The 25,613-nt window shown below is 72.5% G+C and carries 23 protein-coding genes; 11 read left to right on the plus strand and 12 right to left on the minus strand.

Annotated features, from left to right (window positions below; translation table 11 throughout):
- The first annotated feature begins 372 nt into the window (after window positions 1-372).
- Window positions 373-1,041, plus strand: a complete 669-nt coding sequence (locus tag ABD329_RS08720) for a response regulator (RefSeq protein WP_137978400.1) — start codon at window positions 373-375, stop codon at window positions 1,039-1,041.
- Window positions 1,038-2,522 (plus strand): sensor histidine kinase, encoded by a 1,485-nt coding sequence (locus tag ABD329_RS08725; RefSeq protein ID WP_344316178.1) that lies wholly within the window; start codon window positions 1,038-1,040, stop codon window positions 2,520-2,522. The genes ABD329_RS08720 and ABD329_RS08725 overlap by 4 nt, the downstream gene beginning before the upstream one ends.
- 182 nt (window positions 2,523-2,704) lie before the next feature.
- On the opposite strand, the gene ABD329_RS08730 is transcribed toward ABD329_RS08725, so the two are convergent.
- Entirely contained in the window at window positions 2,705-3,082 is a 378-nt protein-coding gene (locus ABD329_RS08730; RefSeq protein WP_020870562.1) for an STAS domain-containing protein, read from the minus strand.
- 311 nt (window positions 3,083-3,393) lie between these two features.
- On the opposite strand from ABD329_RS08730, the gene ABD329_RS08735 reads away from it, so the two are divergent.
- Window positions 3,394-3,972, plus strand: a complete 579-nt coding sequence (locus tag ABD329_RS08735) for a sigma-70 family RNA polymerase sigma factor (RefSeq protein WP_198282171.1) — start codon at window positions 3,394-3,396, stop codon at window positions 3,970-3,972.
- Between the two features lie 500 nt (window positions 3,973-4,472).
- Entirely contained in the window at window positions 4,473-5,711 is a 1,239-nt protein-coding gene (locus ABD329_RS08740; protein WP_344316199.1) for a zf-HC2 domain-containing protein, read from the plus strand.
- 15 nt (window positions 5,712-5,726) lie between these two features.
- On the opposite strand, the gene purU is transcribed toward ABD329_RS08740, so the two are convergent.
- A complete protein-coding gene (purU, locus tag ABD329_RS08745) occupies window positions 5,727-6,596 on the minus strand; it encodes a formyltetrahydrofolate deformylase (protein ID WP_198281293.1) in 870 nt (289 codons plus the stop codon).
- 51 nt (window positions 6,597-6,647) lie between these two features.
- Window positions 6,648-7,094, minus strand: a complete 447-nt coding sequence (locus ABD329_RS08750; protein ID WP_166483137.1) for an SCO4402 family protein — start codon at window positions 7,092-7,094, stop codon at window positions 6,648-6,650.
- A gap of 171 nt (window positions 7,095-7,265) precedes the next feature.
- Here ABD329_RS08750 and ABD329_RS08755 point away from each other — a divergent pair, with 171 nt between their 5' ends.
- A complete protein-coding gene (locus ABD329_RS08755) occupies window positions 7,266-8,576 on the plus strand; it encodes an ABC transporter substrate-binding protein (RefSeq protein ID WP_344316180.1) in 1,311 nt (436 codons plus the stop codon).
- Window positions 8,577-8,669: 93 nt separating this feature from the next.
- Here ABD329_RS08755 and ABD329_RS08760 read toward each other — a convergent pair whose 3' ends face one another.
- From ABD329_RS08760 to ABD329_RS08770, 3 genes are all read right to left on the minus strand, one after another.
- Window positions 8,670-9,281, minus strand: a complete 612-nt coding sequence (locus ABD329_RS08760) for a hypothetical protein (RefSeq protein WP_344316181.1) — start codon at window positions 9,279-9,281, stop codon at window positions 8,670-8,672.
- Entirely contained in the window at window positions 9,278-10,246 is a 969-nt protein-coding gene (locus ABD329_RS08765; RefSeq protein WP_344316182.1) for a hypothetical protein, read from the minus strand. The genes ABD329_RS08760 and ABD329_RS08765 overlap by 4 nt, the downstream gene beginning before the upstream one ends.
- 215 nt (window positions 10,247-10,461) lie before the next feature.
- Entirely contained in the window at window positions 10,462-11,859 is a 1,398-nt protein-coding gene (locus tag ABD329_RS08770; protein ID WP_198278091.1) for an NsdA family TPR-like regulatory protein, read from the minus strand.
- A gap of 385 nt (window positions 11,860-12,244) precedes the next feature.
- Between ABD329_RS08770 and ABD329_RS08775 the strand changes: the two genes are divergently transcribed.
- The 3 genes from ABD329_RS08775 to ABD329_RS08785 all read left to right on the plus strand — a co-directional run bounded on the left by ABD329_RS08775 (window position 12,245) and on the right by ABD329_RS08785 (window position 15,523).
- Window positions 12,245-12,910, plus strand: coding sequence for a bifunctional DNA primase/polymerase (locus ABD329_RS08775; protein ID WP_198278092.1), 666 nt, complete (start codon window positions 12,245-12,247; stop codon window positions 12,908-12,910).
- Between the two features lie 115 nt (window positions 12,911-13,025).
- Window positions 13,026-13,841, plus strand: a complete 816-nt coding sequence (locus ABD329_RS08780) for an ABC transporter ATP-binding protein (RefSeq protein WP_309142760.1) — start codon at window positions 13,026-13,028, stop codon at window positions 13,839-13,841.
- Window positions 13,838-15,523, plus strand: a complete 1,686-nt coding sequence (locus ABD329_RS08785) for a transporter (RefSeq protein WP_425574302.1) — start codon at window positions 13,838-13,840, stop codon at window positions 15,521-15,523. The genes ABD329_RS08780 and ABD329_RS08785 overlap by 4 nt, the downstream gene beginning before the upstream one ends.
- A gap of 62 nt (window positions 15,524-15,585) precedes the next feature.
- Here the strand turns inward: ABD329_RS08785 and ABD329_RS08790 are convergent, their stop codons facing one another.
- Both ABD329_RS08790 and ABD329_RS08795 read right to left on the minus strand, forming a co-directional pair.
- Window positions 15,586-15,930 (minus strand): SH3 domain-containing protein, encoded by a 345-nt coding sequence (locus ABD329_RS08790; protein WP_198278093.1) that lies wholly within the window; start codon window positions 15,928-15,930, stop codon window positions 15,586-15,588.
- Window positions 15,931-16,083: 153 nt separating this feature from the next.
- A complete protein-coding gene (locus tag ABD329_RS08795) occupies window positions 16,084-17,271 on the minus strand; it encodes a lactate 2-monooxygenase (protein WP_198278094.1) in 1,188 nt (395 codons plus the stop codon).
- A gap of 321 nt (window positions 17,272-17,592) precedes the next feature.
- Here ABD329_RS08795 and ABD329_RS08800 point away from each other — a divergent pair, with 321 nt between their 5' ends.
- Complete coding sequence (locus tag ABD329_RS08800) at window positions 17,593-18,051, plus strand: hypothetical protein (protein WP_344316183.1); 459 nt, start codon at window positions 17,593-17,595, stop codon at window positions 18,049-18,051.
- 62 nt (window positions 18,052-18,113) lie between these two features.
- Here the strand turns inward: ABD329_RS08800 and ABD329_RS08805 are convergent, their stop codons facing one another.
- Window positions 18,114-18,983, minus strand: coding sequence for an alpha/beta fold hydrolase (locus ABD329_RS08805; protein WP_198278095.1), 870 nt, complete (start codon window positions 18,981-18,983; stop codon window positions 18,114-18,116).
- A gap of 646 nt (window positions 18,984-19,629) precedes the next feature.
- The gene (locus ABD329_RS08810) at window positions 19,630-20,322 is read right to left on the minus strand and encodes an iron-dependent transcriptional repressor DtxR (protein WP_198278096.1); all 693 of its coding nucleotides are present in this window, start codon (window positions 20,320-20,322) and stop codon (window positions 19,630-19,632) included.
- Between the two features lie 152 nt (window positions 20,323-20,474).
- Between ABD329_RS08810 and ABD329_RS08815 the strand changes: the two genes are divergently transcribed.
- A complete protein-coding gene (locus ABD329_RS08815; RefSeq protein WP_198278097.1) occupies window positions 20,475-21,230 on the plus strand; it encodes an SIS domain-containing protein in 756 nt (251 codons plus the stop codon).
- Between the two features lie 109 nt (window positions 21,231-21,339).
- Here the strand turns inward: ABD329_RS08815 and ABD329_RS08820 are convergent, their stop codons facing one another.
- Both ABD329_RS08820 and pdxH read right to left on the minus strand, forming a co-directional pair.
- On the minus strand, window positions 21,340-22,896 hold the full coding sequence (locus ABD329_RS08820; RefSeq protein WP_198278098.1) for a PAS domain-containing protein: 1,557 nt from the start codon (window positions 22,894-22,896) through the stop codon (window positions 21,340-21,342).
- 538 nt (window positions 22,897-23,434) lie between these two features.
- On the minus strand, window positions 23,435-24,133 hold the full coding sequence (pdxH, locus tag ABD329_RS08825) for a pyridoxamine 5'-phosphate oxidase (RefSeq protein WP_246618568.1): 699 nt from the start codon (window positions 24,131-24,133) through the stop codon (window positions 23,435-23,437).
- Window positions 24,134-24,487: 354 nt separating this feature from the next.
- Between pdxH and ABD329_RS08830 the strand changes: the two genes are divergently transcribed.
- Complete coding sequence (locus ABD329_RS08830) at window positions 24,488-25,591, plus strand: citrate synthase 2 (protein ID WP_198278099.1); 1,104 nt, start codon at window positions 24,488-24,490, stop codon at window positions 25,589-25,591.
- Window positions 25,592-25,613: the final 22 nt, after the last annotated feature.

A 25,613-nucleotide genomic window follows, 5' to 3' on the forward strand; every position in this document is an offset into this window, starting at 1 on the left:
GCCGGGCCGAGCGCCTGGTCGGGGCGCACCGCACGGCAGGCGGTCGGAGAGACGAACAGGCCGCCGCGTGTGGGGGTCGCGGCGGCCTGACCGCGGCAACGCCCCGCTGCCGTGTCCGCCGATCGCGCATCGGGAGGCACTCCGGCGCGGTCACGGGGCTGGGGTTCGGGACGACCCCACGGGGTGATGCGGCTTGACATCCACTCTGCCTGCCGGGAGCCGCCGGGGAAATCCACCATTGGTCTGCCGTCACCCCCTCCGACCGGCGGGGGTGTTCCCGCCCACTGACGGAGCCAACCACTCCATATTCGCTCTCCGATGAGGCAGGCTGTCCGGACAATGGGCATGACAGCTGAGGCGAGGGAGCGGCCGGTGATCCGTGTGGCTGTAGTGGACGACGAGGCGCTCGTGCGATCCGGTCTGCGACTGATCCTGGGCACGGCCCCGGACATCGAAGTGGTCGCCGAATGTTCCGGAGCCTTCGCGGTGGACACGGTGCTGGGCAGCAAGGCCGATGTGGTGCTGCTCGACATCCGGATGCCGGACGCCGACGGGCTCAGCGTCCTCAGACAGCTGCGGGCCGCGCCCCGCTCCCCCGCCGTGGCGATGCTGACGACCTTCGACGTCCAGGAGTACCTGGCGGCCGCGCTGCGTGCCGGAGCCGCGGGCTTCCTCCTCAAGGACACCGATCCCGAGCAGCTCGTACGGGCCGTGCGCACGCTCGCCGAGGGCGGCAGCGTGCTCGACCCGGCCGTCACCCGCGCCGTGATCGGCGGCTATCTCGCCGCCGAGGCGGAGGCGACGGCCGCCGAGGCCGTCGAGGCGCTCACCCCGCGCGAGCGCGAGGTGCTGACGCTGCTGGGCGAGGGGCTGGCCAATCCGCAGATCGCCGAGCGGATGGGGCTGGCGCCCAGCACCGTCAAGGACCATGTACGGGCGGTGCTCGGCAAGTTGGGCGGGCTCAACCGCGTCCAGGCGGCGATCGTCGCCGACCGCGCCGGGCTCGTCACCAGCCGTCCGCCGATAGGTGGCCCCCGGTGACCGTCTCCCCGCTGCCTCCGCCCCGGAGTTCGTCCCCCGGTGCGCCGGGCGTACCGGGCGCGTCCGGTACGTCCGGCGCGCCCCCGGCCGCGTCGTCCGCGCCCGCGCCCACCCCCTCCCCGCCGCCGTCCGCCACGGTCTTCCGGCGGCGGCCGCCGCAGCGGGTCATGCGCTGGGGCTCGCTGATCGTCCCGGTCCTGCTCGCGGTCGCCGACGCGCTGCTCGTCAACGGCGTCACCTTCGGCCTGGAGCTCAACGTCTCGCTGGTGGCGGCGGCCGCGCTGCTGGTGCGCCGGAAGCTGCCCGCACTGGTCTTCCTGGTGACACTGCCGGGAATCCTCATCGGCTACGTCTGGTTCGCGCCGATGATCGCCCTCTACACGGTGGCCCGACTCCGCCCCGACCGGCGGCTGCTGGGGGTCTCCGCGCTGCTGCTGGCCGCCGCGCACTTCATCCCCTGGCCGGTCTCCGACTTCGAGCCGACCGCGTACCGGGAGAACACCCTCACGCTGATCGACGCGTGTGTGACCTCGGTGGGACCCATCGCGCTCGGCCTCCTGGTGCGTACGCGCGGGGAGCTCGCCGCCCGGATCGAGGACCTGACCCGCAGCCGCCGCCACGCGGACGAGCTGATCGCCGAGCGGGTGCTGTCCACCGAACGCGCCCGGCTCGCCCGCGAGATGCACGACGTGGTCGCCCATCAGGTCAGCCTCATCAGCCTCCAGGCCGGTGCGGTGCAGATCAGCGCGGAGGACGCGAAGGCGCGGGAGGGCGCGCGGACCATCCGCGAGCTGTCCGTGCGGACCCTGGACGAACTCCGCCATATGGTCGGCATCCTGCGCGCGGCGGGCGGCGACCACGAGGAGCTGACCCCGCAGCCCCGGCTGGCGGATCTGCCCCGGCTGATCGAACTCAGCGCGCTGGACGTCAGCTTCGAGACGGACAGCGCGACCCAGCGGCCGGGCCACTCGGAGGCGGTGGAACGTGCCGCCTTCCGCATCGTCCAGGAGGCGCTCACCAACGTCCGCAAGCACGCTCCGGGGGCGCGGGTGACGGTACGGGTCAACGACGCGCAGGCGGAGGGGCCGGAGGCGGCGGACGGGACGGGGGCGACGGACGGGACGGAGGCGGCGGACGGATCGGGAGGGGATCGCGAGGCGGTTCGGGGAACAGCTCGGGAAGCGGCGCCCGGGACGGCTCGGGGAGCGGCACACAAGACGGCGGACGGGGCGGCCCATGCGGCGGACGGGACGGCTCAAGCGGCGGAGGAGACGCGGGGCCTGCGGGTCGAGGTGCGCAACGGCCCGCCCGACGCCTCCGCCGTGGCCCCGGGGCTGCCGGGCGGCGGTCACGGTCTGGTCGGGCTGCGGGAGCGCGCACAGCTGCTGGGCGGCACGCTGGAGGCCGGGCCCACGGAGGAGGGCGGCTTCGTCGTACGGGCCGACTTCCCCAAGACCCCGCGCGTCACGGGTCCGGCATGAGCGGGCCGCATACCGCCCCGGGCGCACCCGCAGGCGTACGGAGGGGGAAGCCGGCCGCGGTTCGGTGGCGTCCCGAAGGGGCGCGGGGCTGTGTCGATGTGCGGCTCCGCCGCGCGGGCGCGACCAGCCACGACGGCGCCGAGGACGATCGACGGCAGGTCAGGGCGCTTCCCGAGGAGCGCCTAGGCCGACAGGGGGTCGACCGCGTCCTCGTCGTCCTCGTCCAGCTCCGTGGCCGCCCCCAGATCGGGGTAGACATCGAACAGCCGCCGCACCCCCAGGGCCGCCAGCACCCGATGCACATGCGAACCGTGCGCGGCGTCCTGCGGCGGCAGGATCAGCCGCAGCCGCCCCGAGCACGACCGCATCAGCCGACGCGCCGCGATCAGTACGCCGACCCCGCTGGAGTCGCAGAACCGGACCTCCGAGAGGTCCAGAACCAGCCAATGGCGGCCCTCGGCGACCGCGTCGTGGACGTGCTGCCGGACTGCGGGCGAGGTCACCAGGTCCATTTCTCCAGAGACCTGGAGAACGACCCACTCCCCCCGCCGGTCCTCCATCACCTTCAACGTCACGCGCCCGAAGCCCTTCGCTCGCCGCTAACCGGAATTTGCCGTTCCCGGGCGGCTGCCCGCCCATCGGCGCATGAAACTCCCCCAGGCATACGCCTTGAGGGACGACCCTATGCCGCGCCGAAGCGTTTCGTCTCCCCGATCCCGCGCAAAGCGACCGTCCCCATACCATGCGCGGCCTCGTTCTCACGCACTTTGCCTGATGGACGCGTGTTGTGAGAGCCACCGGCATTACATTCGATATGAACGTGGGCATAGTGCCTGGAGGGCCGGCCGGACAACTCGGGATTGGGGGCCGCATGGCGAACGACGCACCGCCCCGCTGGGACCGCAGGATGCAACAGCGGCTGGCACGCGGCGAAGCGGCCGCACTCGCCGAGCTCTACGACCGTTTCGCCTCACTTGTCCACACTTTGGCGCATCGGGTCCTCGAGGACGACACCGGTGCCGACCGCGTCACCCGGGAAGTCTTCGGCTACGTCTGGGAGAACCCCGACGCGTACGACCCCCGGCAGGGCTCGCTGCGCGCCTGGATCGCCATGCTCACCCAGCGCCAGGCGGTGCACCGGCTACGCACGTCGCAGACCGCGTCGGCCTGCGGAGACCCCCTCACGGGCGAGGCCCTGGAGGAGCGGATCCGCGAGGCGTCCGTGGCCGCCCGCGCCGACTACATCGTCACCTCGATGCCCGCCCCGCTGCGCGCCGCCCTGGAGCTCGCCTACTTCGACCGCCGCGACTACCGGCAGGCCGCGGCCGCCCTCGGGGTGACCGAGGACGAGGCCAGGCGCCGCCTCCGGCTGGGCCTCCAACTGCTGTCCACGGCCCATGTCCAGCCGCCCCGCGCGGTCTCGCCCCCTGGCTACGGGCGGGCGCTGTGACCGGGCGCGGCGGGCCGGACCCGTACGACGACGCCTACGGCGAGAGCTCCGGCGGCTCCGGGGACGGAAGAGACGGGCCCGGACGGGGCGGCGACGCGGATCTGCCGTCCCACCCCGCCGGGCCACCACGCATACCGCCGCCGCGCTCGGCCGCCGAGGACAGCGGCCACTGGCCGGGCGCCCTGGACGGCGGCATCCCCGCCCCGCGCCCGCCGACGGCGGACGAGACACGGGCGGACGAGACACGGGCGGACGGGGCACGCGCGAACGAGGCAGCGGCGGAACGGACCCCGGAGCCCGGACCGGAGCCCGATCCTGCCCTCGCCCCGGAACCCGTCCCGGCCCCCGAACCGGAACCGGCCCTGGGCCTCGAACCGGAACCGGCCCCGGGCCCCGGCCCGGAAGCGAATCCGGAACCGGAAGCGGAAGCGGATCCGCGCCCGGAACCAGAACCGGAGCCGCGCTCACGGCCAGAACCGGAGCCGCGTCAAGGGCCAGAGCTGGAGCCGCGTCCGGCCCCTGAACCGCCCGCCTCCGCGGCACTGCCCACGCCCGCGGCCCCGCCCGCGGTTGCACCCGCCCCACCGGCCCCGCCCCTGGCGGCGCCCACACCCTCCGCGGCCCATCCGCTCTCGCACGACCTGCTCCGCTCGCTGCTCGGAGCCTGGGCGCTCACCGCGTGCTCGCAGGAGGAGACCTCCGCCGTAGAGGCGCATCTCAACCACTGCCCCTCCTGCGCCGAGGAGGCGCTGCGGCTGCGTGACGCCGTCGGGCTGCTGCACACCGAGCACAGCCTGGACCTCGACCCGATGCTGCGCTCCCGGGTGCTCGCGGGCTGTCTGGGCCGCCGGCCGGCCCGGATACCCATGCCCGGCTGGGCCGGTGCCTACGACGCCGAGGCCGCCCGGCTGGACGCGCTGCTGCGCGACATGGGCGAGGCCGAGTGGCGTGCGCCGGTGCGGCTCAAGTGGTTCGACGGGCGGCGGCTCACCGGCCGGGACACCACCGTCGCCGGGGTGATCGGCCATCTGATGGTCGTGGACGGCATCGTCGCCGCCTCCCTCGGCCTCCCCGACCCGATGGGCGCCGCCGCCCCCGGCTCGCCCCTGGCCCGTACGGAGGCGTACTGGCACCACGAGCCCGGCGCCGCGTACGGGGCCGGTCCGCCCGGTGCGGTACGGGAGTTGTGGCGCGAGCAGGGCCATGCCCTGGTCCGTACGGTGTCGTTCGCCGGGCGCGGGGTCGCCGAGCTCGATGTGGAGTACGGGGACTTCGCGCTGCCGATCCGCGACGCGTTCCTCGACCGCGCCCTGGAGTGCTGGGTGCACGCCGGGGACATCGCCGAGGCCATCGACTACCCCTATGAGCCACCGGCCTCGGCCCACCTCAAGGCCATGATCGACCTGTGTGCCCGGCTGCTCCCGGGGACCCTGGCCGAGCGGCGCCGGGCCGGGCTCGCGGCCCCGCCCCGCCGACTGGTCGAGGCGGGCACCCCGGGCCGTACGCTCCACCTCCAGGTGGAGGGCACGGGCGGCGGCGACTGGTACATCCCGCTGGACTCCCCGGCGGCGACGGCCGCGCCGGACGAGGCGGTGGCGACGATCGCGCTGGACCAGGAGGCGTTCTACCTGCTGGCGTCCGGGCATGTGCCGCCGCAGGACGCGGCGGCGGGCCTGTCCGGGGACACCGAGGCGATCCGGGATGTGCTCTTCGCCACAGCGTCCCTGTCCCGCCTCTGAAGCAGGTCCTCCGAGTCAGTCGAAGACGACCGTACGGTGCCCGTTGAGCAGCACCCGGCGCTCGCTGTGCCACTTCACGGCGCGGGCCAGCGCCTGGCACTCCACATCGCGGCCGACCGCCACCAGCTGGTCCGGGGTGAGCCCATGGCCGACGCGCTCGACCTCCTGTTCGATGATCGGGCCCTCGTCCAGATCGGCGGTCACATAGTGGGCGGTGGCCCCGATCAGCTTGACCCCGCGCGCATGCGCCTGGTGGTACGGCTTGGCGCCCTTGAAGCTCGGCAGGAAGCTGTGGTGGATGTTGATGATCCGGCCCGACAGCTCCTTGCACAGGTCGTCGGAGAGCACCTGCATATAGCGGGCCAGCACCACCAGTTCCACACGCTCCGCGCGCACCAGGTCCAGCAGCCGGGCCTCGGCCTCCCGCTTGGTGTCCTTGGTCACGGGGATGTGGTGGAACGGAACCCCGTAGGAGCCCACCAGCTCCTTGAAGTCGGTGTGGTTGGAGACCACCGCGGCGATCTCGACCGGCAGCGCGCCGATCCGCGACCGGAAGAGAAGGTCGTTCAGACAGTGCCCGAACTTGCTGACCATGAGCAGGATGCGCATCTTCTCGTCGGCGCGATGGATCTCCCAGTCCATCCGGAAGGACTCGCCCACCGCCGCGAAGCTGGCCCGCAGATCCGCCACCTTCACCGGCGAGACGGCGCGGAAGGCCACCCGCATGAAGAAGAGTCCGGTGTCACGGTCCCCGAACTGCTGGCTGTCCTCGATATTGCAGCCGGTCATGAACAGATAGCTCGACACGGCGTGCACGATCCCCTGCTTGTCCGGGCAGGACAGCGTCAGGATGTACTGGTCGGGGACGGGATGTGACTCGCTCATGACTCCATAGCGTCCCACACCCGCGACAGCGCCCCACACCCGCGACGTCGTTCAGACCGCCTGCGTCATGATCGCCAGCACTTCGAGGGTGCGCGGCGGGATGTCCGGATCCTCGCCGTCGTTGGTGGCCAGCCGCACATGGGCCTCGCGGGCCGCTCGTACGGCCTCCGGCCAGCCATGGTGCTCGAGGTACGCCGAGACGGGGGCGTCCGCGCCCGCCTGGTGCATGATCCTCAGCACCCGCAGCACGGCGACATCGACCAGCGCCGCCTCCTGCGAGTCACGGAAGATCGTGCCGACGTACTTCTCGGCGGACCAGTTGTCCAGCCAGGTGTCCTCGACCAGCCGGTAGACGGCGTCCGTCACATCCCCGTACCCAGGCTGGCCGGCCAGCCAGCACTCCTGCTGGAAGACGGGGTCCGAGAGCATATGCAGCGCCGAGCGCACATTGGTGCGCCAGCGCCACCAAGGCATGTCGTTGGCAGGCATGGCCCCCATGGTGGTCGAGCGACGGGCGCGACGGGAAGACTTCTCCGAACCTTGCACAGTCACCGATCGTACGTTCTTCACACACAGGGACGGATCAGCCCCCGCTGTTCACCTCTACGTCACCATCCCTTGTCTTGTCATAGCGGCTGCGTTCCTCGCGAAGCACCAAGCTCGCTTGCCATGACCGGACGGCGACGCCCCTCCTCCCGCCCCTTCCGAGCCGCCGTCGCGGCACTGTGTACGGCGGTCAGTGCGTCGCTGCTGTCCGGCTGCGGCGCGGTGCTGTCGAACAAGAGCGACAGCGACCCCATCACCGTCATGACCTGGGCCCCCGAGGGCACCAAAGCGACCAATATGCCGGGAATGCCCGCGATGGCGAAGGCCTTCGCCCGCTGGGTCAACGGCTCCGGTGGTATCCACGGCCGCAAGCTCGAGGTCGTCACCTGCAATGAGCGCAACGACGCCGTCCAGGCCGCCGGCTGCGCCCAGCGGGCCAAGGAGGACAAGGCCGTCGCGGTCGTCGGCTCGTACAGCCAGTACGGCCGGTCCTTCATCTCCCCGCTGGAGGTCGCCGGCATCCCCTACATAGGCGGCTACGGGCTGACGCAGGAGGAGTTCGACAGCCCGTACTCCTACCCGGTCAACGGCGGCCAGGCGGCCCTGCTGGTGGGCAACGGCCGCCAGCTGGCCTCCCGCTGCGAGCGCACCGCGCTGGTGCGCCCCGACACCATCGCGGGCGACGAGCTGCCCCAGCTCCTCAACACCGGCCTCAGGGCGGGCAATCGCGCCGACGCCCACGACGTCCGCGCCCCCCCGGGCGCGGGCGACTACAGCAAGCAGGCCACCACCGCCCTGGAAGGCGTCGGCGCCGACAGCTCCCTCGGCGGCGCCGACCAGGGCGCGACCCTGGAGAGCTCCTGCGTCACCGCGGCGCTCGGCAACCGCACCGGCACCTTCTTCGACTCCTTCCGCCGGGTCCAGGAGAACCATCCCAAGGTGCGGATAGCCTCCATCCTCGGCGGCGTCCGGCAGTCCCTGATCGACTCCACCGGCGGCACCTCCAGCCCCCTGGAGGGCACGTACGCCACCGGCTGGTACCCGGCCGGGGACGATCCGCGCTGGAACTCCATGAAGAAGGTCATCAACAAGTACGCCTTCGACGACAACCGCATCGACCCGGACGACCCGGGTACGCAGACCACCTGGATCGGCTACACGGTGCTGCGCTCGGTGCTGATGTCCCTGCACGCCGACGACATCAGCGCCCGCACCGTGCGCAACGCGCTGGACGCCGGCCACGCGGTCAACACCGGCGGGCTGACGCCGACGCTGCGCTGGGGCTACGACGACACGCTGCACGTGCCCAACTACTCGCGGATCGTCAACGCGGACGTCACTTACCAGATGGTGCGCGACGGCCGGCTGGTGGCGGTGCGCAAGGGCTTCGTCAACGTGTCCAAGATCCTGGAGCGCTACCGCCCGGCGGACTGACCCACCAGTTGGGCCGCGGCCTGAGTCACGGGTTGGGCCACTGGGCCACGCGCCGGGCCGGGGACGGCAGCCGCGCCGCCCCCGGCCACCCGGTCACAGGTCGGTGGCCTGGCGCGAGGTGAGGCCGTACTGGGAGGCGATCGGGTTCCACAGCCCCGAGGCCGTCTTCTTGGCCTGGGTCGCCTCACCGCTCGCCCGCTCGGCCGCCCCGACCCGGGGCGAACGGCGGGCCTTGCCCTTGGGGCAGCCCTTCTTGCCGCCGACCTGGTCGGCCCAGGCCGCGTACTCGTTGTCGGCCCTGGCCGAGGACTTCCACGCCCTGGTGAGCGACGCGGTCAGCCGCGCGTGGTCGGGCAGCTTGTCCACCGACAGCTTGCCCAGCCGGGTCACCAGGTCATTGCGCTGGCCCGCGGCGGTCCGCAGATCGGATGCCGCGGTGGTGAGGTCCTTGCAGGACTTGATGTTGTCCACGGCCTTGATCACCGACGACCGGCTGTTGTTGCTGTCGGCGAGCAGCGCGTCCAGCGCCTTCGCCTGCGTCTCGACGGGGTCGGCGGCGGCCTTGGAGGACTCCGCGGCGCTCGGCGAGGCGCTGCTCAGCGTCGAGTTGTCCTTACCGTCGTCATCGCCGCCCATGCTGAGCACGGCACCCGCGGCGAGCCCGGCGACGGCGCAGCTCGCCACCACCACGACGCCGATGATCATGCCCCGCGACATCCGGCGCCGGCCACCGCCGCCATGGCCGCCGTCACCACGGCCGCCGGACGGCGGCCGCGGAACGTCCGGGCCGAACTGCGGAAGCTGCTGCGTCTCATCGGCGCCACCGGCACCGCCGGCGTCGCGGAACAGACCGTCGAACTCCGAGGGCGGCGGCCGGTCCCCGGGGCGGCCGGGACGGATCGCGTACGGGGCGCTGCCGGGCCGCTCCGGAATCGGCGCGGGCGCGGCGGGCGCGGCGGGCGTGGGCGGGGCATCGCGGTCTCCTCGGCGGCCGCGGGCGCGGGCGGCTGCTGGCGGTGGGCGCCCCGGCGGCCGGGGCGCACGGCGCGCAGCTGGGTGGTGGACTCGGCTGGTGACTCGGGCCGGTTCTCGGGCGGCAGCGGCGCGCTCTTGACCGGGGCGAGCGTGGTGGTGGGGGTGTCCAGGGGCGGCGGTGCCTCACCCGGGACCGGGGGTATGACCTGGGTCGCGTCCGCGTCCCCGGCGGGCTGCGGCGGCATCACCTGGGTCTCGTCGGTGGCCTGGTACGGCAGCGGCTGGGGCTGGTACGGCAGCGGCTGGGGCTGGTACGGCGACGGGACGTTGTGCGGCGACGGGACGTTGTGCGGCGGCTGGGCCTGTCTCTCCGGAGGCGTCCAGCCCTGCTGCTGCCCGTACGGCGGCACCTCGGGCGGCGGCGGGGCGCCGAACTCGGCCCGCGGGGGCAGCTCCCCCTGCGCCGGCGGCGCGCCGAACTCACCCGGCGGCGGCAGTTCGCCCTGCTGCGGCGGTTCCGGAGCGCTCTGCGGCCCCCAAGGCTGCCCCCACGCCTGTCCCCCGGCCGGGGCCCCCTGTTGGGCGTCCGAGGGCCTGTAGTCCCCCTGGGCGGGGAGCACAACCCCCTCGCGCACAGGCTGCGCGGGCGGGACCGCGGGAAGCCGCGGCTCATTCCCCTGACCGCTCTGCGTCACCGGGACTCCTTGGTTATACGGAACGACGGAATCGTCGGGTCACGCTACCGGTTCCCCAGAGGGCGCGGTGCCCATGAGCCCATCGGGACGGAGAGAGACTGGTCACCGCGACATGGGGCACATCACCACGATCGGGGGCGATATGAACCCCATCCGTATCAGCGGTAAACACAACACAACACGCTCCACAACACCCATGCCTCACCCCACGCGCATCAGGCCACCTGCACCTGGAGCCGCGCCCCGAACTCCCGCACCACCGGCTCGTCCCGGTACGGCTCCAAGCGCTGCTGGAAGTCGTCCAGATACTCCGCGCCCCGGTTGGACCGCAGCGTGCCCAGCAGATCCACCGCCTGGGTGCCCACATGGCACGCCTGCTCCACCTCGCGCTGCTGCACATGCGCGGTGGCCAGCAGCAGCAGCCCGATCGCCCGGCGCCGCACCCGCCCCTCCGGAAGGCCCTCCAGGGCCTCCTCGGCGCGCCGCCTGGCCTGCTCGGCCTGGCCCAGGTCACGGTGGCAGTGGGCCAGCTCATCGGCGAGATAGGAATGGCCGAAGTGGCGGATCCAGTTGGGTTCGTCGCCCGTGACGGAGCCCGTGCCGCTGCCCACCGCCCGCTCCATGGCGTCCAGCGCCCGCCCGGCCGCGGACTGACAGGCCCGCGCGTCCCCCATCAGGGCGTGGCCGCGCGCCTCGGCCGCCAGGAACATCGATTCGGCACGCGGCGGCACCTGGCCCCGCGCGCCCTCCTGCGCGGCCTTCGCCAGCTGGGCGATCTCCCGGGGATTGCCCAGCTGGGCGGCGAGATGGCTCATGCTCGCGGCGAGCACATAGCCGCCGTAGCCCCGGTCCCCGGCGGCCTGGGCGAGCCGCAGCGCCTGGATGTAGTAGCGCTGGGCGAGGCCGGACTGCCCGGTGTCGACCGCCATGTAGCCCGCCAGCTCCGTCAACCGCGCGACGGCCGCGAACAGTTCGCGCCCGACCGCCTCGGTGTACGAGCCGGCCAGCAGCCCGGAGACCACGCTGTTCAGATAGTGGACGACGACGGGGCGCACATGGCCGCTGCCGTAGCGGTGGTCCAGGTCGACGAGCGCGTCCGTGGTGGCCCGCACCGCCGCGACGTCGGACCGCCCCACCCGGGCGCCCGCGGTGCGCGCCACCTGGGCGTCGGCACCGGTGATCAGCCAGTCGCGGCTGGGCTCGACCAGCGCCGAGGCGGCGACCGTCGAGCCGCTGAGGAAGTCGCGGCGCCCCACGTCGCTCCGCCACAACTCGCAGACCTGCTCTATCGCGCCGAGGACGGTCGGCGAGAACTGGAGACCGACCCCGGAGGCGAGGTTCTTGCCGTTGGCCATGCCGATCTCGTCGATCGTGACCGTACGGCCGAGCTTGCGGCCGAGCGCCTCGGCGATGATGCCCGGCGCCCGCCCCCGTGGCTGCTGACCGCGCAGCCAACGGGCCACCGACGTCTTGTCGTACCGCAGATCGAGACCGTGCTCGGCGCCGCACATGTTGACCCTGCGCGCCAACCCGGCGTTGGAGCAGCCGGCTTCCTGGATGAGCGCCTGCAACCGTTCGTTCGGCTGCCGCGCCACAAGCGGCCTAGCGGCCATGGCATTACCCCCAGTGACTGCTTGCGTTCTCGGCGTATCCGTCCCTGTTGCTGAGTGATGCCCCGCAGATATCGCAGGTATACGGCGAATGCGGAACTTGCCCGTATTGACCACATAGACCGCATCGTTCGCTTACGGCGCCGATCCGAGTCCGGGACCGCCCTCCCCCTGACGCCGCGGCATGGCCACCGGACACTCGCACGCCCGTCACGCATGGTGGCTACCCGCTCACACAGCCGCAACCCCACACGCGCCCCCGCCCGTGCACCCATGCGCCCCGCCGTGCCGTCACCGCGCACCCCGGACCCCCGACGGCACCGCCCGTGCGGGGGCCCGGCCGTAACCCCCGTTGACGGCGGAAGTTGTCCTGTGCGTGGAAGAGACCATGGACGTGACAGGACCAACGCGGTTCCCCGCGGGAACCTCGCAGATCCCTCAGCAGCGCGGGGAGCGGCTGCGCGACGCGGCGGTGCGATACGCCGAGGAGCGGCACTGGGACGTGCTCTCCGGCACCTGGCTCGAGGCCGTGGACGGAGTGGAGCGCTGCTCCTGCGGAACCGCCGACTGCCCGGCCCCCGGCGCCCATCCGACCGGCCGGGACTGGGTGAACCAGGCCACCGGCAGCGCGGTCGTGGTCCACCGCATGTGGGCCAGGACGCCGCGCGCCGCCATCCTGCTGCCCACCGGCCGCACCTTCGACGCGCTCGACGTCCCGGAGTCCGCGGGCTGCCTGGCGCTCGCCCGCATGGAGCGCCGCCAGGTCGAGCTGGGCCCGGTCACCTGCACCCCCGGGCGCCGGATGCTCTTCTTCGTCCTCCCGGGCGCCGCCGCCAAGGTCCCCGACCTGGTGCGGAATCTGGGCTGGCCGCCGAACGCGATCGACCTGACCGCCCGCGGCGAGGGCGACTACGTGGTCGCGCCGCCGACCCGGGTGGGCGTGCGCGGCCCGATCCAGTGGGCCCGGCGGCCCACCGCCGCCAACCGCTGGCTGCCCGACGCGGAAGAGCTGGTGAGCGCCCTGGCCTACGCCTGCGGCCGCGAGCGCCGCTGACACCCCGAAGGGCTCCCCGGAGCGGCCCCTATCGTGGAGCGACGGCGGGGCGTCGTGACCGGCCCCCGCGTGATACGTCAGTGGGACACGTCCCACGGGAAAACGGGGTGAGCCGGTGCCGCAGGAGCAAGCAGCGGACAGCACACAGTCACAGTCGTCCAGGGCCGCCGCCGTGCGGGTGAGCGGCCTGTGGAAGAGCTACGGGGAGCAGATCGCGGTCGCCGGGATCGATCTGGAGCTGCCCGCCGGGCAGTTCATCGGACTCGTCGGCCCCAACGGCGCCGGTAAGACCACCACACTTTCGATGATCACCGGGCTGCTGCGCCCCGACAGGGGGACCGTGGAGATCGGCGGCCATGACGTCTGGCGGGATCCGGTCGAGGTCAAGGCGCGGATCGGGGTGCTGCCCGAGGGGCTGCGGATGTTCGAGCGGCTCTCCGGCCGGGAGCTGCTCACCTACACCGGGCGGCTGCGCGGGCTGCCCGGCCCGGAGGTCGACCGGCGCGCCACCCAGCTGCTGGACGTCCTCGATCTCGCGGGCTCCCAGAGCAAGCTGGTCATCGACTACTCCACCGGTATGCGGAAGAAGATCGGACTGGCCGCCGCGCTGCTCCACAACCCCGAAGTCCTCTTCCTCGACGAGCCCTTCGAGGGCGTCGACCCGGTCTCCGCCCAGACCATCCGCGGCGTCCTGGAGCGCTACACCCGCTCCGGCGCGACCGTCGTCTTCTCCAGCCACGTCATGGAGCTGGTGGAGTCGCTGTGCGACTGGGTGGCGGTGATCGCGAGCGGGCGGATCCGGGCCCATGGCCCGCTGGCCGAGGTGCGGGGCGACGCACCGTCCCTCCAGGACGCCTTCCTGGAACTGGTCGGCGCCAACCGGCGCGAGGCGGGCCAGAGCCTCGACTGGCTGGGCGGCGGCGCCCGATGACGCTCACCGACCCGCTCGACGCCAAGGGCCCGCTCGGCACCGCGGCACCCATGCCGCCCGCCGTCCCCACCGGCTCCCCCACCCCCGTCTTCGTCTCCCTGAAGCTTGCGCTGCTGCGCAACGGGCTGCGCCAGTCCAGCGGGCGGCGGGCCGCCTACATCACCTCGCTGGTGATGGCCATGCTGTTCGCCGTGTTGCAGCTGCTCGGCCTGGTGCTGCTGCGCGGCACGAACCACGTCGACGCGCTGGTCACGCTGCTGACGGCGGTGCTCGCGCTCGGCTGGACGGTGATGCCGCTGTTCTTCCCCGGCGGCGACGAAACCCTCGACCCGACCCGGCTGGTGATGCTGCCGCTGCGGCCGCGCTCGCTGATCACCGCGCTGCTGGTGTCCTCGCTGATCGGCATCGGACCGCTGTTCACCCTGACCCTGGCGGCCGGTTCGGCGATCGCCGTCGCGCACGGGGCGGCGGCCGCGGTGGCGGCGGTCCCGGCCGTGGTGCTGACGGTGCTGGTGTGCGTGGCGCTGGCCCGCGCCGTCGCCACGGCCAACACCCGCCTCCTCACCAGCCGCAAAGGCCGCGATCTGGCGGTGCTCAGCGGTCTGTTCGTGGCGATCGGCGCGCAGTTCGTGAACCTCGGGGCCCAGCGGCTCGGCGGTGAGAACGGCCTGTCCGTGCTGGAACCGGCGTCGGCGGTGCTGCGCTGGGTGCCGCCCGCGGCGGCGGTGGACGCCGTCCATGGCGTGAGCGACGGCGCCTACGGGGTCGCCGCGGCCCAGTTCGCGCTCACCGTCGCCGCGTTGGCGCTGCTGATGTGGTGGTGGCGCACCACCCTCACCCACCTGATGACCACGCCGGACGCCTCCACGATCCAGGCGGCGGCGCCGCGCGAGCGCCGGTCCTCCGGCGCGGCCGACACCCCGGACGCCTCGGGTCCGTTCGCCCGGCTGCTGCCCTCCGGCCGCACCGGCACGGTGTTCCTGCGGACGCTGCGCTATGCCGTACGGGACCCGAAGACCAAGTCGGCGTGGGTCACCTCGCTGGGCGTCGGCCTGCTGCTGCCCTTCATCACCGCGGCCCAGGGCAACGGCTCGATCTACTGGGCCTGCTGGGCGTCGGGGATGCTGGGCATGCTGATGTACAACCAGTTCGGCCAGGACAGCTCCGCCTTCTGGATGGTCGCGCAGACGATCTCCTCGCCCCGTGACGCCTATCTGGAGCTGCGGGGCCGTGCGCTGGCGCTGCTCCTGGTCGCCCTGCCCTACGTGGCGGTGGCGGTGCTCGGCTGCGCCGCCGTCCTGAAGAACTGGTCGGCCGCCCCCGAGGCGCTCGGCATCGCCCTGGCGCTGCTCGGCTCGATGCTGGCGACCGGCGCCCTGACCTCGGTGCTGGCCCCGTACTCGATTCCGCAGGACAGCGGCTACAAGAACGTCGTCCCGGCGCAGGCGGGAATCGCCTGGATCAGCATCCTCGGCGGGGTGATCGTGGGTTCCCTGCTGTGCGCGCCGGTGCTGGGCCTGACGATCTGGCTGCATGTCTCCGGGACGCACGGCCTGCTATGGGTGGTGCTCCCGCTGGGCGCGGTGTACGGCGCGGCGATCGCGGAGGCCGGCCTGCGGGTGGCGGCGCCGCGGGTCGCGGCGCGGCTGCCGGAGATCCTGGCGGCGGTCAGCAAGGGGTGACGACGCGGACGCGCGCGGCGGGGGTTCGCCCCACCGCGCGCCCAACTGCCGTAACGTTCCGGCTAGTCGAGGTACTTGCTGTACACCCAGCCCCTGGTCCCGGCGTGAATTCCGGTCGTGGTCCGCTTGAGGATCTTTCCGTAGGACCAGCTCTTCTCAAAGCCCCGGGTGCGGCAGAAGTACCGGAAGGAATCCCCTCGGTAAAGCGTCCCTATAGCGCGGTACCGCTTTCCCGGACCGGTGCGGAATCTGGCGCCACTGGTCGAGACCTTGAAATTGACATCCGGGGAATTGAACTGGCACGCCGATGACCCCACCGCCGACGCCGTTGGCGCCAGGGCGATGGAACCGCCCAGCATCAGCGCCGCCGAGAGCACGACCATCGAGGCTTTACGTTTGATCTTCACGCGACCACCCCCCATGATCAGTTAATTCATCGCGCGCCAAGGAGCGTAGCACCCGTCAATCCGGAAGCTGAGGACCCGGTAAAACCCCAACGGCCCTCCGGCGAGTCGCCGATAGACCGGTGCCGCCGACAAGTTGAAGGCCGAAGGGAATTGTCAGCCGAGCGCCTCCGGGGTGAGCCCCGCGGCATCGGTATGGCCCGACAGCGCCAGCGTCAGCTCGAACTCGGCCAGCAGCGCGCGGATCACATGCTCCACCCCCGGCTGCCCGTCCAGCCCGAGCCCATAGGCGTACGGCCGTCCCAGCAGCACCGCGCGGGCGCCGAGGGCGAGCGCCTTGAACACATCGTCACCGGTGCGCACTCCACTGTCGAAGAGCACCGCGAGCCGGTCGCCGACCGCCTCCACCACCCCCGGCAGCGCGTCGGCCGCCCCGATCGAGCCGCCCACCTGGCGGCCGCCGTGGTTGGACACGACGACGCCGTCCATCCCCGCGTCCGCCGCGCGCCGGGCGTCCTCGGGGTGCAGCACCCCCTTCAGCACGATCGGGCCGTCCCAGTGCTCGCGCAGGAACACCAGGTCCTCCCAGGTCTTCCCGGGGTCGCCGAACAGCTGCACGAAGTGCAGCACCGCGGCGTCCCGGTCCTCGTGGACCGGCTTGGCCAGCCCGGCCTGGAACGCCGGGTCGGTGAAGTAGTTGGCGGTGCCCACACCGTGCAGGAACGGCAGATACGCCTGGTCGAGATCGCGCGGACGCCAGGCCAGCAGCGGGGTGTCGAGGGTGACCACCAGGGCCGTGAAACCACAGGACTCGGCCCGGCTCAGAAAGCTCCTGGTGACCTCGCGGTCCTTGCCCCAGTAGAGCTGGAACCACCGCTCACCGTCGCCCATCGCCTCCGCCACCCGCTCCATCGGCGTACTGGACGCGGAGGAGAGGATGAACGGCACGCCCTGCGCCGCGGCGGCACGCGCCGCCGCGCACTCGGCCTCGGGGTGCATGATCGACAGCACTCCGATCGGCGCGAGCGCGAGCGGCGCGGGCAGCCGGGTGCCGAACAGCTCTACCGACAGATTCCGCCGCTGTACGTCACGGAGCATCCGGGGCACGATCCGATGCCGGTCCAGCGCCGCCCGGTTGGCCCGCTCGGTGCCACCGCTGCCCGCGCTGCCCGCCACATAGCCCACCGGCCCCGGCCCCAGCCGCGCCTCGGCCAGCTCCTCGAGCCGGGTGAGATCGGCGGGAAGCCGGGGAACGGCGCCGGTCATCCCGTTCAGATAGATCTCGTACTGAAATGCCGCCCAGTCCTTGCCGGGTTCCGGTTCTGTGACGTCGCCACCGATCATGTGCTTCCCTTCACCTGTCGATTACTGGTCAATTTCCCATTGCTGTAAGGGAGTAGAGGACTCGTAGGATCGACGAACCGTCGATCGCGTTCAAGAGATCACACCGGAACGCGATGAGGCCACGTTCCCGCATTGGAGTTCCACTTGCCGCTGACCAAGACAACGTGGCTGCTGCGTGCCGGCGCGCCCGTTGCCGTACTGGCGCTCGCCCTGACCGCGTGCGAACCATTCGGGGAAAAGGGCGATACATCCGAGAACGCACGGCACACTTCCCGCTCGGATGTCACCGATGGTCACCAGGGCGGTGCGCAGAAGGTCGGTATGCGATCGGACGGTGAGCGGCCGCTCCAGCCGGGCCAGGCCGGTACGCGTGCGTTCAAGGAGGACACCGGGGTCGAGCCCACCTATCGGATCGCGGTGCGGAAGGTCGACATCGGCACGGCGGCCGAGGCGAAGGCGCTGGCGCCGGACCCGGCGGACGCCGAGGGCATGGTGCCCGCGGTGGCCTATGTGAAGTACACCCATCTGCGCGGCGCCACGGTGAAGGAGTTTCCGCGGGTCGGGGACTACGCGGAGGTGTACGCGGACGGGCGGCGGGGAGCGAAGGTCACCGGCACTGCCGGACGGCCCAAGGGGTGCGCCGACCCGGATGAGATCAAGAACTGGAGGAACGGACAGAGCTATCTGCTCTGCAACACCTTTCTGATCCCCGCGCGGGCGAGGTCGGTCAAGGTCATGTGGACGGAGATCGGCGGCAAGCCGTTCGTCTGGACGTTCTGAACGGGGCGTGCCGAACCGGGCTTCGGCGCATTGAAGCTGGGCGCCGCGGGGCCGCTGGGCGGCTAGACGGGCAGGACCGAGGCCAGGAAGGGCTCCACGGCGCGGCGCCAGCCGTCCGGCTGGTCGTAGTGGACGAGATGGCCCGCGTCCACCACCTCCGCGTACTGCCCCCGGGGCAGCACCCGGACCATCTCCTGCGCCTCCGCGCGGCCCAGCTCACCGTCCAGCCCGCGCACGACCAGGGTGGGGCACTCGACCAGCGCGAGCTCCTCCCAATGGGCGTCATGGACCCAGGTGTCACGGACCTTCAGCATCTGACGGCAGGAGAACGCCGGGCGCCAGCCGTCCGAGCGCTCGGCCATGACCTCGGCGAAGAAGTCGCCCCGGGGCGGGTTCGGGCGCTCCAGCGTCGGATCGTCCTCACCGAACCACTTGCGCACATCGGCGAGCGTCGCGAACGGCACCGGCCAGGAGCGGAACCACTCGGCCCACTCGCGCTGCGAGGCGGCGCCGAGAGCCGAGGCCCGCATATCGCTGATGACCAGCGCCCGGACCAGGTCGGGGCGGCGGGCGGCGAGCTGCCAGGCGGTGAGGGCGCCCATGGCATGGCCGATCAGGGTGACGGGAGCGAGGCCGAGCTGCTCCACGGCCGCCTCCGCGTCGTCCACATAGGTGGAGCGGTCGAACGGCCCATCGGCCGGCTTCTCGCTGCGACCATGGCCGCGCTGGTCGAGGGCGACCGCCCGATGGCGGGTGGAGAGCCAGCGGGCCGTCTCCGCCCAGTGGGCGGCCCGGCCCAGCAGCCCATGGAGCAACAGCACTCCGGGGCCCCGCGCTCCCTCGCGGCCAGCGCCCGCCTTGGGCGGATCGGTGAACTCCCAGGCGGCGAGCCGCACGCCGCCGGCTCCGCTCACCTCGATACGTCGCACCATGTGGTCTGGCACCTCCAACCCTCTCTCGAACACCCTCACAGTATCGAACTCATATTCGAACATGAGGCATTGCCGTTCAACACCCCTCGTTCGAGTGACCGTGCTCGGGGATTGATCGTCTGCGCCCTGGGGAGACAGCTAGCGGGAGGCGGACTGCTCGGGGAAGGGAGTCCGCGGGGGACGACCCTGGGAGCTCGGGGCTCCGGGTCATCAGGGCCCCGGGTCGCACCGGCCGCGTTCGCGCGGTCCGTGCGCACCGGGGCCCACCGGGGGGACATGGGGAAGCGGGGCCCCGGCACCTGACGGCACCGGGGCCCTCGCCCGAGAACACCCCCTCGGCGGCACAGCCCATCGGGCCCACCGGACCCCCTCCCCTGACGATCCGAGCGTCAGCGACAGCGTCGCACGCGGCGGCCCGGACCGCTCGGTTTCTGTCGACTCCGGTATCGGGAAAATCCGTCGTCGCAGGTGGTGACGGCCGAATGGCTTGAACCGGGTGTATCGGTCAGCGTGTCGAGGCGCGGGAGGTTGTGCGGGGGTGTGTTCGCGCGGCGTTGGGAAGGGGGTGAGCGGAGTGCCGGAAGCGGGGTCAGCGGGCTGTCGGAAACCGGGTCAGCGACGTGTTGGGAAGCGAGACCGGGGAGCGTCAGCGCTTGGCCACGAAGACATGCGAGGCGATCTCCGCCTCCAGCTCCGCCGCCTCACCGCTGCTGCCGATCAGCACCCCGCCCGCCGACTCGGTGACGCTCACCACGGAGCCCGGCTGCACCCCGGCCCGCCGCAGGGTGTACATCACCTGGGCGTCGGCCTGGATGGGCTCGCCGATGCGGCGCACCACCACCGTCTTGCCCTCCGAACCCGGCTCCAGCTCACGCAGGCTCACCATGGACTCGTCCAGGAACGGATCGGCCTCGGCCTTCTCGCCCAGCTCCTCCAGGCCCGGAATCGGGTTTCCGTACGGCGACTCGGTCGGATGCCGGAGCAGCTCCAGCACCCGCCGCTCCACCGCCTCGCTCATCACATGCTCCCAGCGGCACGCCTCGGCGTGGACCTGCTCCCACTCCAGCCCGATCACATCGACGAGCAGGCACTCCGCGAGCCGGTGCTTGCGCATCACTCGGGTGGCCAGCCGGCGGCCCTCCTCGGTCAGCTCCAGATGACGGTCGCCCGCGACCGTGACCAGCCCGTCGCGCTCCATCCGCGCCACTGTCTGGCTGACCGTCGGACCGCTCTGCTCGAGCCGCTCCGCGATCCGGGCGCGCATGGGGACCACGCCCTCCTCCTCGAGCTCGAGGATGGTTCGGAGATACATCTCCGTGGTGTCGATCAGTCCGGACATGCGTGCCCCTCGAAGTGTCGTGCGGTGGCCCTCAGCCAATTCTGACGCATCCCACCGACAACGGGGCCGAGTCGGCCCCTTCCGCCGCGAGGGACCGGGCTGCTATTCACAGCGTCATGATCGAAACCCCCCACAGGGAAGGCGACGCGTTGATGAGCGAGTCCAAACCGGCCGGGCGATTCTTCGACGCGGCCATCGGCCTGCTGCGGCAGGTGCGGGACGAGGAGGGCGAGCATATCGCCGCGGCGGGCACCCTGATCGCCGATACCGTCGCCGCGGGCGGCCGCCTCTTCACGTTCGGTGCCGGGCACTCCTCCCTGCCCGCGCAGGACGTCGTCTACCGCGCGGGCGGGCTCGCGCTGATGAACCTGCTGCCGGTGCCGGGCGCGGTGGGCGTGGACGTCGTCCCCGCCACCCTGGGCAGCGCGCTCGAACGCGTCGACGGGCTCGCCACGACCGTCCTCGACAGCAGCCCGCTCCGGGCCGGGGACCTGCTGATCGTGATCTCGCTGTCCGGGCGCAACGCGCTGCCCGTGGAGATGGCCATCAGCGCGCGGGAGCGCGGCATCAAGGTGATCGGGCTGACCTCGGTCGGCTACGCGACCGGCACGACCTCGCGCAACCCTTCCGGTGGCTTCCTCAAGGACCACTGCGACCTGGTCGTCGACAACAAGATCGCGGTCGGGGACGCGGAGCTCACGGCGGACGGCGTCGGCGCCCCCTTCGCGCCCGCGTCCACCGTCGTGACGAGCGCGATCATGCAGTCCATGGTGGCGGCCGGGATCGGGGAGCTGGCCGAGCGCGGGATCGAGCCGCCCATGCTGAGGTCGGGGAACGTGGACGGCGGACACGAGTGGAACCGTAAGGTGATGGCCGACTACGGGGACCGGATCTTCTACCGGCGCTGAGACCTTGCCGGGGGCCTTCACCGGAGGGGCGCCCTCCTGTGGGGGCGCTCGCCGGTACGACTGCCCCGGTGCTGCGTTCTTCCGTCGCGCCCCGCTCCCCCGTGCGGCGTCAGCGCCTGCGTACGGCCAGGTCCACCGAGGCGGCGACCCGGGCCGCGACGTCCTCCGCGTACGTCGCGTCCGTCCGGTCGAAGGCCCGGCGGCTGGAGGTGCGCAGGAAGGTGACCACGCCGAGGGTGCGGCCGCGGCTGCGCAGCACCGCGCACAGGCCGTGCACCGAGCCCTCAGGCCATTTGCGGGTCGCCGCCCACTGGACCGCCCCCGACTCGTCCGAGCGTCTCGCGCTCGCCCGCACCGAACCGCAGCGCTCGACCGCCTGGAGCGCCGGATGGCCCTCCGGGTAGGCCAGCGGGATGCCGCCCGGGACCACGGGCGGGCAGGGGCCCGGGGCGCCGGTGGGCGTGGCCGCCGCCCGGACCAGCCGGGTGCGGTCGGCCGGGGCGCCCGGCGGCGGGTCCAGGACCAGGTCGATCAGGGCGTGGTCGGCGAAGCCCGCCAGCGCGAAGTCCAGGTGGACCGAGGCGGCCTCCATCGGGTCCTCGCATTCGGCCGCCGCCCGCGCCGCCCGGTGCAGCTGGTTGCCCCGGAAGCGCATTCGGGCGCTCTCCTGCTCCTGGCCCTTCACCTCCGTCACGTCCTGGAAGATCCAGGCCACGCCGAGCGGCGCCGGCTCCTCGGTGAGCGGTGAGGCCAGCCGGAGGAAGCCGCTGCGCCAGCAGCGGCGGCGCGCCGCCGCCCCGGTCTCGCCCCGGTCGGCGCCCTCGCCGCGCACCGCCTCGTCGTCGTCGAGCAGTTCGTAGCGCACGCCCTCCGCGCCCTCGAGGCCGTCCGCCGCGTCGGCGTCGGCGTCCCGCAGCGTCACCCACAGCTCGGTGGGCGCCGGGGGCGCGCCCTCCGCCAGGACGTGCTGGAGCGCGGCCTCCGCCTCCTCCACGCCCTGGTCCAGGAAGTCGCCCAGCGGCCGTCCCGGCGCGGCCTTACGGACGGTGCGCAGCGCGCCCGCCGCATTGGCGTTGACGACGGCCACCCGCAGATCCGCGTCGACCAGGACCACGTTCCACGACGCGTCGTCCAGCAGCGCCTCGCTCAGCGCGATCGACCGCTCCAGGTCGACCTGGGCGTGCACCTCGCTGAAGGCGCAGTACACCCCGGCCGGGCGGCCGTCCGCGCCCGGCACCCCCGAGGACTGGGTACGGACCAGGACCCGGCCGCCGTCCTTGGTCAGCAGCGCGAACTCGTGCACCCGGCGTCCCGTGGCGCCCATGGCCTCCGTAAGGCGCGCCTCGACGTCCCGGGCGTCCCCCGGGCGGGCCGCCCAGCCGCCCAGCCCCTTGCGGCCGACCGCCTCCGCCGCCGTCCAGCCGAGGATGCGCTCGGCCTCGTGGTTCCAGTGGGTCACCGTGCCGTCGGCGTCGAACGCGCACAGGGCGGCGTCCATCCCGTCGAGCAGCGCGGCGAGCAGTTCGGAGTCGGGCCGCTCGGGGCCGTCCGGGCAGTCGGGGTGGCCGGACGCCGACGGGGCCGCGCCCGGCTGTCCCGGGACCCCCCGCGAGGACCGGGCGGAACGCGCTGGACGTGCGGGTTCGGAACGTTGTGAAGCGCTCACCTGACACCCCTTGCTGGACGTGGCTGTCTGTGGTGGGGCACGTCGGACATTGAACTCGAACGTGACGCGCGCCACACCGCATTCGTCGAAATCGTTGCCTCACGGAAATTCGCTTGTGTGTGGCAGGAGGGGGTTCTTAGTGTGTTGGTACACGAGAAGGGAGGTGGTTCGGCAGATGTATGAAATCCGGACGCGTGAGGTGACTGCGGGCTAGCAGTCCGTCGTCGCGCTCAGCGCATTCGCCGGACTGGCGCACCAGAGGTGCGCGGCCGGCCAATCCCAAGCAGTCACCCGACCCGCGGGTCGCCGGTACGTCCGACCGGCCCCCTTCCGCCTCAGGGCGTCAGGGGACAGACCCGCGGGTTGTCCGCGTTCTCGGGGCGTTCTCAGGACGCTCCAAGGGCCGGGCCCCGAGCACGAGGCGGCCCCGCCCCGAGCACGAGGCGGCCCGCACGAGGCCCTTACGGCCGTCGGCGCCCCCTTACCGGCACAGCGCCCTTACGGCCGTCGGCGCCCCCTTACGGGCGCGGCCGCCCCACTACGGGTACAGCCGCTCGACCCGCCAGCCGCCGTCCCCCTCGGGCAGCCGGACATACCGCAGCCGGTCGTGCAGCCGGTTCTCCCGGCCCTGCCAGAACTCCACCGCCTCCGGCACCACCCGGAACCCGCCCCACTCCGGCGGCACCGGCACCTGCTCGCCCGGCGGATAGCGGTCCGCCAGCTCCTCGTACGAGCGGTCCAGCTCCTCCCGCGAGCCCACCACCGTGGACTGCGAACTCGCCCACGCCCCCAGCTGCGAGCCGTGCGGCCGGGTGCGGAAGTACGCCGCCGTCTCATCACGCCCGGTGCGCCGCGCGGTGCCCGTCACGATCACCTGCCGGGCGATGGGGTGCCAGGGGAAGAGCAGGGAGACATGCGGGTTCTCGCCCAGCTCACGGCCCTTGCGGGAGCCGTAGTTGGTGTAGAAGACGAAGCCGCGCTCGTCGAAGCTCTTCATCAGGACCGTGCGGGAGCTGGGGCGGCCCCGCGCGTCGGCCGTCGAGACGACCATGGCGTTCGGCTCGAACAGCCCGCTGCCGACGGCGTCCTCGAACCACCGGGTGAACTGCCCGAACGGATCATCCGCCAGGTCCGCCTCGTCGAAGCCGGCCGCGCGGTAGTGCTCGCGCATGGCAGCCGGGTCGTACGTACGCGCGGAGGAAGCCGAGGGCTCCGAGTCAACGTGAGGCACGGGCATATCTTGCAACATCATCGGTCCGTCGGACGGGCGGCCCCGGAAGAGCGCTCTCCCTCCCCCGCCCCGGCGACCCGTAACCCTTCCGCGTTCCGGAGGGGATGTGCCACTTCTCACGCTTCCCCACGGGCAGCGCACGCACCAGACTGAGCGGACCACGCGCCGCCCGTTCGGCGCCTGGACAGGCACCACCCCCCGTGTCCCGGAGGTCGCTCCCCGCCACGGTTGGGTGACCACCACCCGCACGGGGCACATCACGGAGTGACCGGTACGGACCGCGAGCCGTGTCAGGCGGCCGCGGAACCGTTCCGACACCGTCCGCCGCCGACCCGTCGTCCCGCAATGAGGAGCCGCCTGATGTCCGACTTCGTACCCGGACTCGAAGGAGTCGTCGCGTTCGAGACGGAGATCGCCGAACCCGACAAGGAAGGCGGCGCGCTCCGCTACCGAGGCGTGGACATCGAGGACCTGGTGGGCCATGTCTCCTTCGGGAACGTCTGGGGTCTGCTGGTCGACGGCGCCTTCAACCCGGGGCTGCCGGCCGCCGAGCCGTTCCCCATCCCGGTCCACTCCGGGGACGTCCGGGTCGACGTGCAGTCCGCGCTGGCCATGCTCGCGCCCGTCTGGGGCCTCAAACCGCTGCTGGACATCGACGAGGAACAGGCCCGTGAGGACCTGGCGCGCGCGGCCGTGATGGCCCTGTCCTACGTGGCCCAGTCGGCCCGCGGCCAGGGGAAGCCGATGGTGCCGCAGCGGGAGATCGACAAGGCCGGAACCATCGTGGAGCGCTTCATGCGGCGCTGGCGCGGTGAGCCGGACCCCAAGCACGTGGCCGCCGTCGACGCGTACTGGACCTCGGCGGCCGAGCACGGCATGAACGCCTCCACCTTCACCGCCCGCGTCATCGCCTCCACCGGCGCCGATGTCGCCGCCGCGCTCTCCGGCGCGGTGGGCGCCATGTCGGGACCGCTGCACGGCGGCGCGCCCTCCCGGGTGCTCGGCATGATCGAGGAGATCGAGCGCACCGGGGACGCCACCCGCTACGTCAAGCAGGCCCTCGACCGGGGCGAGCGGCTGATGGGCTTCGGCCACCGGGTCTACCGCGCCGAGGACCCGCGGGCGCGGGTGCTGCGGCGCACCGCCAAGGAGCTGGGCGCACCGCGCTTCGAGGTCGCCGAGGCGCTGGAGCGGGCCGCCCTGGACGAGCTGCACAACCGCAGGCCGGACCGGGTGCTGGCGACGAACGTGGAGTTCTGGGCGGCCATCATGCTGGACTTCGCGGAGGTCCCGGCGCCCATGTTCACCTCGATGTTCACCTGCGCCCGTACGGCGGGCTGGAGCGCGCACATCCTGGAGCAGAAGCGGACCGGCCGGCTGGTGCGGCCGTCGGCCCGGTACGTCGGCCCCGGCACGCGCAGCCCGCACGAGGTCGACGGCTACGGGGACACCGCCTCGCGGTAGGTCGGCTCGCGGTAGATCGGCT

This window comes from Streptomyces javensis, assembly GCF_039525925.1.
Lineage (GTDB): Bacteria > Actinomycetota > Actinomycetes > Streptomycetales > Streptomycetaceae > Streptomyces > Streptomyces asiaticus.

Excerpts from the sequence above, each read along its gene's own strand:
- purU (WP_198281293.1), bottom strand. The coding sequence starts at position 6,596 with ATGAGCGAGTCACATCCCGTCCCCGACCAGTACATCCTGACGCTGTCC.
- ABD329_RS08760 (WP_344316181.1), bottom strand. The coding sequence starts at position 9,281 with ATGATCATCGGCGTCGTGGTGGTGGCGAGCTGCGCCGTCGCCGGGCTC.
- ABD329_RS08785 (WP_425574302.1), top strand. The coding sequence starts at position 13,838 with ATGACGCTCACCGACCCGCTCGACGCCAAGGGCCCGCTCGGCACCGCG.
- pdxH (WP_246618568.1), bottom strand. The coding sequence starts at position 24,133 with ATGCCCGTGCCTCACGTTGACTCGGAGCCCTCGGCTTCCTCCGCGCGT.
- ABD329_RS08755 (WP_344316180.1), top strand. The coding sequence starts at position 7,266 with ATGACCGGACGGCGACGCCCCTCCTCCCGCCCCTTCCGAGCCGCCGTC.
- ABD329_RS08750 (WP_166483137.1), bottom strand. The coding sequence starts at position 7,094 with ATGGGGGCCATGCCTGCCAACGACATGCCTTGGTGGCGCTGGCGCACC.
- ABD329_RS08830 (WP_198278099.1), top strand. The coding sequence starts at position 24,488 with ATGTCCGACTTCGTACCCGGACTCGAAGGAGTCGTCGCGTTCGAGACG.
- ABD329_RS08730 (WP_020870562.1), bottom strand. The coding sequence starts at position 3,082 with ATGGAGGACCGGCGGGGGGAGTGGGTCGTTCTCCAGGTCTCTGGAGAA.
- ABD329_RS08800 (WP_344316183.1), top strand. The coding sequence starts at position 17,593 with ATGCGATCGGACGGTGAGCGGCCGCTCCAGCCGGGCCAGGCCGGTACG.
- ABD329_RS08735 (WP_198282171.1), top strand. The coding sequence starts at position 3,394 with ATGGCGAACGACGCACCGCCCCGCTGGGACCGCAGGATGCAACAGCGG.
- ABD329_RS08815 (WP_198278097.1), top strand. The coding sequence starts at position 20,475 with ATGAGCGAGTCCAAACCGGCCGGGCGATTCTTCGACGCGGCCATCGGC.
- ABD329_RS08810 (WP_198278096.1), bottom strand. The coding sequence starts at position 20,322 with ATGTCCGGACTGATCGACACCACGGAGATGTATCTCCGAACCATCCTC.
- ABD329_RS08775 (WP_198278092.1), top strand. The coding sequence starts at position 12,245 with ATGGACGTGACAGGACCAACGCGGTTCCCCGCGGGAACCTCGCAGATC.
- ABD329_RS08770 (WP_198278091.1), bottom strand. The coding sequence starts at position 11,859 with ATGGCCGCTAGGCCGCTTGTGGCGCGGCAGCCGAACGAACGGTTGCAG.
- ABD329_RS08805 (WP_198278095.1), bottom strand. The coding sequence starts at position 18,983 with ATGGTGCGACGTATCGAGGTGAGCGGAGCCGGCGGCGTGCGGCTCGCC.
- ABD329_RS08795 (WP_198278094.1), bottom strand. The coding sequence starts at position 17,271 with ATGATCGGTGGCGACGTCACAGAACCGGAACCCGGCAAGGACTGGGCG.